Origin of the sequence: Peptoniphilus indolicus (assembly GCF_900454665.1) — a bacterium.
GTDB classification, from domain to species: Bacteria; Bacillota; Clostridia; order Tissierellales; family Peptoniphilaceae; genus Peptoniphilus; species Peptoniphilus indolicus.
This window is the reverse complement of record NZ_UGTH01000003.1, coordinates 1-7,980: the sequence shown is the minus strand read 5'-3', so window position 1 is coordinate 7,980 and position 7,980 is coordinate 1. Positions and strand designations below refer to the sequence as shown.

The 7,980-nt window shown below is 29.9% G+C and carries 12 protein-coding genes; 3 read left to right on the top strand and 9 right to left on the bottom strand.

The genetic code is table 11. From position 1 onward, the window contains the following. Positions 1-370: alpha/beta fold hydrolase (locus DYE58_RS10920; protein ID WP_172463350.1), on the bottom strand; the 370-nt coding region annotated here is incomplete at its 3' end. Positions 371-892: 522 nt separating this feature from the next. Between DYE58_RS10920 and DYE58_RS10915 the strand changes: the two genes are divergently transcribed. Further along, the gene (locus DYE58_RS10915) at positions 893-1,411 is read left to right on the top strand and encodes a hypothetical protein (RefSeq protein WP_147285885.1); all 519 of its coding nucleotides are present in this window, start codon (positions 893-895) and stop codon (positions 1,409-1,411) included. A 20-nt stretch (positions 1,412-1,431) separates the two neighbouring features. Beyond that, positions 1,432-2,064, top strand: a complete 633-nt coding sequence (locus DYE58_RS10910; protein ID WP_115312365.1) for an SH3 domain-containing protein — start codon at positions 1,432-1,434, stop codon at positions 2,062-2,064. Between the two features lie 76 nt (positions 2,065-2,140). Here DYE58_RS10910 and DYE58_RS10905 read toward each other — a convergent pair whose 3' ends face one another. From DYE58_RS10905 to DYE58_RS10895, 3 genes are all read right to left on the bottom strand, one after another. After that, complete coding sequence (locus tag DYE58_RS10905) at positions 2,141-2,482, bottom strand: YqfO family protein (protein ID WP_004819550.1); 342 nt, start codon at positions 2,480-2,482, stop codon at positions 2,141-2,143. 254 nt (positions 2,483-2,736) lie between these two features. Beyond that, on the bottom strand, positions 2,737-3,546 hold the full coding sequence (locus tag DYE58_RS10900; protein ID WP_004819552.1) for an AP2/ERF family transcription factor: 810 nt from the start codon (positions 3,544-3,546) through the stop codon (positions 2,737-2,739). A 511-nt stretch (positions 3,547-4,057) separates the two neighbouring features. Then, on the bottom strand, positions 4,058-4,666 hold the full coding sequence (locus DYE58_RS10895) for a recombinase family protein (protein WP_040552129.1): 609 nt from the start codon (positions 4,664-4,666) through the stop codon (positions 4,058-4,060). Between the two features lie 478 nt (positions 4,667-5,144). On the opposite strand from DYE58_RS10895, the gene DYE58_RS10890 reads away from it, so the two are divergent. Further along, a complete protein-coding gene (locus tag DYE58_RS10890) occupies positions 5,145-6,269 on the top strand; it encodes a pyridoxal-phosphate-dependent aminotransferase family protein (RefSeq protein ID WP_004819557.1) in 1,125 nt (374 codons plus the stop codon). 24 nt (positions 6,270-6,293) lie between these two features. On the opposite strand, the gene DYE58_RS11125 is transcribed toward DYE58_RS10890, so the two are convergent. The 5 genes from DYE58_RS11125 to DYE58_RS11115 all read right to left on the bottom strand — a co-directional run bounded on the left by DYE58_RS11125 (position 6,294) and on the right by DYE58_RS11115 (position 7,806). Then, positions 6,294-6,458 carry a hypothetical protein gene (locus tag DYE58_RS11125; protein ID WP_004819559.1) on the bottom strand — a complete coding sequence of 55 codons (165 nt, stop codon included), beginning with the start codon at positions 6,456-6,458 and terminating at the stop codon, positions 6,294-6,296. Position 6,459: 1 nt separating this feature from the next. Further along, positions 6,460-6,786 (bottom strand): phage holin family protein, encoded by a 327-nt coding sequence (locus DYE58_RS10885; protein WP_004819561.1) that lies wholly within the window; start codon positions 6,784-6,786, stop codon positions 6,460-6,462. 266 nt (positions 6,787-7,052) lie between these two features. Then, positions 7,053-7,226, bottom strand: a complete 174-nt coding sequence (locus tag DYE58_RS11120; RefSeq protein ID WP_172463349.1) for a hypothetical protein — start codon at positions 7,224-7,226, stop codon at positions 7,053-7,055. Between the two features lie 56 nt (positions 7,227-7,282). After that, positions 7,283-7,678, bottom strand: a complete 396-nt coding sequence (locus DYE58_RS10880) for a hypothetical protein (RefSeq protein ID WP_115312364.1) — start codon at positions 7,676-7,678, stop codon at positions 7,283-7,285. Beyond that, the gene (locus tag DYE58_RS11115; RefSeq protein WP_172463348.1) at positions 7,663-7,806 is read right to left on the bottom strand and encodes a hypothetical protein; all 144 of its coding nucleotides are present in this window, start codon (positions 7,804-7,806) and stop codon (positions 7,663-7,665) included. The genes DYE58_RS10880 and DYE58_RS11115 overlap by 16 nt, the downstream gene beginning before the upstream one ends. Positions 7,807-7,980: the final 174 nt, after the last annotated feature.

Sequence of the window (7,980 nt, the reverse complement as noted above, 5' to 3'; positions counted from 1 at the left end):
CTATGGACGCCATAAGTATAGCTTTTTTCACTCTGAACTTTAGGTCTTGATCCCCCATAAATTCCATTACAATTCCACCACCCAATGACCAACCCAATATGTAAAATTCTTTTAAATCTAATTCTATTACAAACTCTCTAATATCATCTGCAAATTCAGATATACTATTTATTTTCTTATTGTAAGAACTATTCCCATACCCCCTTAAATCAGGAGCTATAACTCTATACTCTTTAGATAATTCTTCTATCATCTCTGTAAAAAAGATTGAAGAAGATATATTGCCATGTATCAATAATAAAATCGGACCTGTGCCCTTTTCTCTATAAAATATCTCTTCACCATTTATTTCTATAGTTCTACATTTCAAAATTGACCTCCAAACATATTTTAATTTTATCAAACTCACTAAATCATTACAATCGTGCCAATTGAAATTATAAAGTCCCTAATATATAATTTTTACAAAGGAGGTAGAAATGGAAGATTTTAAACATTACCTACCGTAGTCAGTACAAACCCGAATCACCACCTACAAATAATTCGCGCGGAGCTGACTAACGATTTAAGCATTGCATTTGATATATTAAATATAGGCAATTTAGTTGTTTCAGATATAACTTTTCAGTTAAATACAAAGATATATACGGTAATTTTCTATTTAATTCAAGTGAATTTTTCTATACTTCAAATCTATTGAAGTGCTTCCAGAAAAAATTTACTATGTAGAACCATTTAAAATAGACCAGAGATTTGTTGATGCTCGTGTTTAGAAGTAAGAATTAGAGAAATCACTCACCCTTGGGGTAAAAACCATGTCTACGATGCCTCCGAAGAAATTTCATACAGCTTAGCTGTTATTCCTCAAAACAAACAAATTAAAATAAACAATTTGCTTGGTAATGACATAATAGCTTATGGTGAAAATTTAAGAGTTGCTTGGAAGTGCGTATGTGGTGCTGTAAACCCTTCAGACGTTCAGGAGTGTAGACACTGTCACAGAAATAAATATTTTGTACTAAATAATTTGACCGAGTCGCTGGTTAATATGAAGATACTAAATATGCTTTCTCAAACTATAAACTTTTCTGAAGCAGGAAAAAAAGCCTTAACTGAAAATCTAACTAAGACACATCTTACAAAAATTGCTCCTTCTACAGATGTATTGGCAACTACTCGAATTAATGAAGATGAAGATAAGAGCAAAAGTAAAAATAAAGTTCTCACAAATACCCTTTTAGTTACTGTGTCTTTAATTATATTTATATTAATTTCACATCTAATAATGAATTTTAATCAGTCAAATAATTTTTATAAAGCAAAAGATTATATAGCCAAAGGGAAATATCAAGAAGCCGTTCAACTGCTAGAGAAATACAACCTTCAGATAAATTTGAAACTCAACCTTTAATAGAAAAAGCTGAAAAACTCATGGAATCAGATAATCTATTTTCAAGAGCTAAAACATATTTTGATGAAAAAAACTATACTGCAGCCTTAATAAACTATAAAAAAGTATTACCTGAGGACTTACACTATCAAGAAGCTCAAGATAAAATAAGTGAAATAGAAGAACTCGTTATAAATAGAGCAAAAAACCGTATAGAAAATGGAGACCCTTACGAAGCCGTGAATATATTATTATCCCTACAAGAAATATTACCGGAATCCGCAGAAGCATCTTCACTTCTAAGCTCTATAAAATCATCTTCGGATTATGTAAAACAAAACCCTTATGATATTGAAGAATCTCCCGAGTACAAAAAAAATCGTGCTGAAATGTCTAATATAGCAAACAATCTATTACACACTTTCCAAAAAGTACAGACAGATAAAGCCAATTTACGTACATCTCCTTCTATTGAATCTGAAATTGTAACTACGTTGCCAATTGATTCCGATCTATATGTAAAAAATACAAAAATTGAAGGGATAGAACGCATTTGGTGTGAAGTAGAGGCACTCGACTCTTCAACAGGAGAAAGATATCAAGGTTGGATATCCAATAAAGTTATGGATAAAGATAACGCCAGTAAAAATACAGTTTCTGTTTCAAAATTCTAACAAAAAAACTGTATCAAAAAGACTTCAAAAGCAACAAAGCTTTTGGATTTTTTTGATACAGTAAAATTTACATCTCTTATAATAGTTCTAAATAATTTACAACCGGTTCTTCATAAGGATGACACTCTTTAATTACATCTTTTACAAAATCCAGTTCCGCAGACCTTATTCTAAACTCTAATCTTACTTCCCTTATTTCACTAACTACGCCAATTTCTCCGGTGTATGGATTTGCCCCTTCAATAGGTCTAAAGTGACCAGTGACATTTGAAGTTGCAAATACATAGTCATAATTTCCATCTCTAAGGATTCCTTCCTCATTAAGAGCATTGACTAACTTTATGACATTCTCTTCAGGTATATAAACTTCTACTTTTATATATTCTCTCACATAATCACCCCTTAATAAATATGCCATTATTATATATTAGCCTATAATATCACTTCAACTAAGAAGAAAATAAGAAAGATTTAAAATTTTATTAAATTTTGAACTTACTCATTCTTACCATTCTATTTAATGTCGATATCCCAAGTATTATACACAGCAATATTTCATCACTTTTTACATTATCATGCTCTTTAAGATAATCAATATGCTTGCGTTAATATTTTTAGTTAAGTATTTTATTTCCCATATGTAAAAATTAAGTTTAGATTGATTTTAATAATTTATAGATTCTCTTGATTATTTGCTTTTTCTAAAATCGGCTGAAATAGTTCTTCCTCAGCTTTCTTTCTAGCTCTGATAGCATCTTCTTTTTTCTTAAATGTTCCAAGTGTATATCTCTTTCTTCTTAATGTAATATAAGAAATCCACTTTCCATTTTTAGTTTGACTGACACCTCTTACTCCACTGGTATTATTTGATGGAATCTTTCCCGTTAGTAAGTATGGTAAAGCTCCGTCTACATAGTTATATTTGCGTTCATTACTAAGATGCCCACAACTAAGTGTATGTCCGCTGATTAGGTTGGATCTGGATACATAAGTATACTTACCGCAAGAACATAGACAAAGGTACTTTTCTCTATTTTTATCAAATGAGATAATTGTAAGCTCTCCAAATTTTTGCCCTAATAAATCTTCATATTTATGATTCCCGCAGTCTTTGACATATCCTCTGTCCAATTGCTTTTTAGTGGCTTCAATGTATTTTCCGCATTTAAGACACCTACATTTCCAAACTATTAAACCATCTTCACGTTTTTCAGTTTTCTCTTCAACTATAAGGTCGTGATATATTTTCCCTACTATGTTTTTATAACTATTGGCAATCTCCGCTCCTCTACATCCACAGCTCACTGTCCTCCCTGAAACAAGATTACTATAATATACATCAATAGTGTTTCCGCAATCACAAATACATTTACATTTTTTGTACTTGCCTTTTTTATAAACAGATATCACTTTTAGTTTCCCAAACCTTTTCCCTATTAGTTCGTCGTTTTTATCTATTTCTTTTAAATCCTTTGATACCATATCTACAAAAATCTTCTTTTTTCAAAAAACCTCTCTTAAATTTTATTTCTTCAATAATCAATTAAGAAAAATTCAGCTATTTTTCAATTTCTTTGCATAATATATTTATTACCTTGACTCATACAAGCCAATAATAATAGATTCTAATTCTATACAAGTAACTATTATTGAACAATTTAACTCCTATTCTTTTAATTAATTCAACTTCTATTAACAGACTTTTATAAATTTAAAAATTACAAATAGCAACTCATAAAATATAATTTTGTCTTTAATGCTCTATATAAATCAATTCCTATTCCCAAGCTCTATTATTTCTCCTTTTCTTGCCCTTAATGTAAACAAATCTAGGGTTAAAATGTCAAGAATTTTAGACTTTGAATTCCGCTTTGTAGTATAATATTTAAAATAGGTTTATTATGAACTTTATTATGGATTTAATGGATTTATTAAATGTTGAGCAGATATTTGATTTATAGGTTTTTATCTGTAAATCAAAGTCTAGTATTTTTTACACTTCTCTCAAATAGTATCCCTTTTCTTTCACCCAATTAGAAAAAGTAGTATGACTCACTCCCAAAACTTTAGCTCCTTTTCTAAGACTTATTTCATTTCTACTCCATTTTTCTGCTAAATTATAAAACTCTTTTGGTATTTCCTTTTTAACCCTGCCAAATTTGACTCCTCTTTTTTTAGCTTCTCTTATGCCTTCCATTTGTCTTTGATGGATATTTTCTCTTTCTATTTGAGCAACATAAGATAATATTTGAAGAACTATATCAGCTATAAATTTCCCTGTTAAATCATTGACTTTAGCTCTTGTGTCAAGAAGTGGAAAATCCAAGACAATAATATCTGCATTTTTTTCCTTGGTAATTTTATTCCATTCTTTTATAATTTCATCATAGTTTCTTCCCAACCTATCTATTGATTTTATATAGAGTTCATCCCCTTCCTTTATTCTTTTTATAAGTCTTTTATATTTTTTCCTATTAAAATCTTTACCACTTGCTTTATCAATGTATATTTTATTTATTTCAATTCCCTCTTCTAGAATAGCTGACATTTGCCTATCTACATTTTGTTCTTTGGTTGATACTCTTACGTAGCCATATTTCACCTTTTTCCCTCCCATTCCCATAGAAAAATATGTATTTACTTTTTCTGCAAATCAAATACCATAGTTTGATAAAATTTGCTATTCATAATTTAAATTTAAACCCTACTATTAATTTGATGTCTCTAGATTCTAGAGCTATACATTAAACTATTCCATACACTATAATATATTTTCTTGTTATAAATTAAAATATTTATATACTTATTAAACTTAATATTTTTATTGTCATTTTTAACATTGCTCTAAATTTTCACATAAGAAAAGGACGATAATCACTCTATCATCCTTGACTTAACAGGTGGTAAAAATATAGAAACTAGTTTCAAATAAATTTTTACTGATCTAAACCCTTATACTTTTTCAAATGTATATAATTAAAATTTATCCTATTTCTAAAAAGTTTTTGCTATATAAAAAGTATCCTTACTTAAAATTGTATTCCCGACAATATCATATATAATGTATTTGAGGTGATTAAATGAAAATTCTTTGTGCCGGTCCAACTTCAATATCCCCTGAAGTTTTAAATGCACTTTCTAAATCAAAAACAAACCCCGACTTAGACCCGGAGTATCAAGTTTTTCACAGAAGCGTTGAAAAAAAGATTTCAAAATTACTAAATACAGAAGCTACTTCTTTTTTCATGCTTGGCGAGGGAATTATGGGACTTGAAGCAGCCATAATTTCACTTGTGGAGCCACAAGATAGAGTCTTAGTACTATCAAATGGTTTCTTTGGCGCCGGCTTTGCAGACTATGTAAAGTTTGCCGGTGGAACCCCTGTCGTGTTGGAGTTTGATTTTAGAAATGGCATTGATGTAAATAAACTGGATTCGTTCTTACAACAAGATTCAAACTTCAAACTTGCAACTTTCGTGCACTGTGAAACTCCTTCAGGACTTACCAATGATTTAAACGAAATAGTCAGCGTACTAAAAAAATACAACATACTTACAATAGCTGATTGTGTTTCTTCACTGGGTGGAGAAGCTATCGACTTTGATGAAAGCGGCTTAGATGTGTTGCTCGGAGGAAGCCAAAAATGTCTTTCAGCGCCGGTTGGAATAACCATAGTTACTATTTCAGATAGAGCCAAAAAAGTCATTGATGACAGAAAAACTCCCGTAATTTCATACTATATGAACTTTAAAAACTACTATGATTTTAAAGGCGCACCTTTCTGTTACACAATGAATGAAAATTTAATTTATGCAATGGACATTGCACTTGAAGAGCTATTTAACAGAAATTCAATAGAACTTCACAAAACTTACGCTGATATAACTCGAGAAATAATTCAATCAGCAGGACTTGAACTCTATGCAAAAAATTGCCGTTCTAATACTGTAACAGCCGTACTGATGCCAAATGAAATTGAATCCGAAAGTCTTCTTAAATTGATGAGACAGAAATATATTGCCATATCAAAAGGCGTTGGAAATATGAGTGAAAAACTTTTTAGAATCGGACACATGGGTCAAAATATTTCAAAAGATAACTTTAAAGCTCTCTTCAAAGCTTTAGATGAATGTTTTAAAGAGCTTGGAGTTGAGTTAAAAATATCTCTCTATGACTCTTTTTGTGAAAAAATAGGCGAAGTATAATAACTTCGCCCAAACTTATCTTATTCAATCTTTATTTCTTAGTAAGTTAAAAAAATAACTCAAAGATGCTACTATCATTACAGATAATAACAATCTAATCTTTAAGTCGTTTTCATTTGCAATCATATTTGAAAAGATTGCAAATGCTATAAAATAATAACTTCCCTTTAAAAATTTGTTTTTTAACATATTATTTAAATGTCTTTTCTCCCGGTATTATTGCACTTACAATGCCAAGAACTGCCGCTCCTATCAATGAACCTATAATTCCAGATGAAAATCCACTTACCAATTTACCGGTAATATAAATTACAGCCGCTCCTACCAAAAATCCTGAAGCGCCTCTTCCAGCTGAAGACGTTCTCAAATTTGTGTAATTACCTATTAACCAATCCAAACCACCCATTACAATCGCAGCCATTATCGCCGCTGAAAAATTTGAAACTCTCATAGGACTAAGAGCTGCTGCTATTGCTATTGCCAATGCACTTACAAGCACTTTTATAATTAATTTCATTTTCAACCTCCATATTTAAGTATTTTATACCACTTATAGAAAATTATAAACAATACCATATAAATAAATTCCTCTTGTTTAAAGAAATGAATACATATATAAAAAATGTATCAACCCTTTATCTTTGTTAAGAATTTAGGTTGATACATAAAATAGTTAATAAACTTTAATAATTTTTAATTAAGTTCTACTAAGACTAACTGCTATTCTATTATGATATCTTAATTAATGCTTCAATATTAATCTAAGCATCTTACATTTATAATTTATCTTACATGAATTTCTTTTGTTATAAATCTATTTCCTCTTTTTTTAATAAAAGAATTTGTAACTGAGAAATTAAATGAATTAATATCTTCTTCGTTGGTGTTACCTCTTCTTATAATTCTTCCCCCCTCAAAATTTTCAGCTTTCCAAGGGCTTCCATCTGCATTTACCATCTCAACACTATAATAAATTGTCAGTCCGTCCTTTTCTTTGGGAAGATCCTTCCAAACTAAAGTATCTTTTCCATATTCAAGTTTTGTAGGTCCTTTAACAATTTGTTGCCATTCATTAATTTAAAATACACATCAGGTAAATTATTTTTATCAATATATTCTCCTTCCCAATTTGCCTTAACAGAAACATCTACTTTAGGATTATAATTTCCTGCTTTTCCTTCCGTTCTAGACTTTTCAGTTAATTTGTATTTAATGACAAAATTGTAGTCAGAAACCTTTTCAATTTTATCTAACTCCCAATCCTTATTATATCCTGCCAGTTCATAATCATGTCTTCTATTATACTGAGCCTGAATATCATAGTTGATTATATTCCCAGAACTGTCATACTTTGGCATGTTATAAAAAGTTCCTTTATTCGAAAAATCTATCTCTATCCTTGTTCCCATTTTAGGGTAACCATTATCATATTAGGCGCAACTCCATTTACTAATAACTGAACAAATTTATTATCAATAGGATAAATATTGCTTTCTTCAAATTCATATTTGACATTTATATCTACAGTATCAAGCAACTTATCTGTTTTTTTATAAACTTGGAATGTTCTTACCTGATCCTTATAACTAAGCTCGTACTAAATTCTGATGGAACTGCTATGTATTCAGAGTCCTCAAGACTAATCTTAAAATTATAAACTTTCCCTAAATTCAAGTCATTATAAATTCAAGTTCATTAAAATCACTTTGTT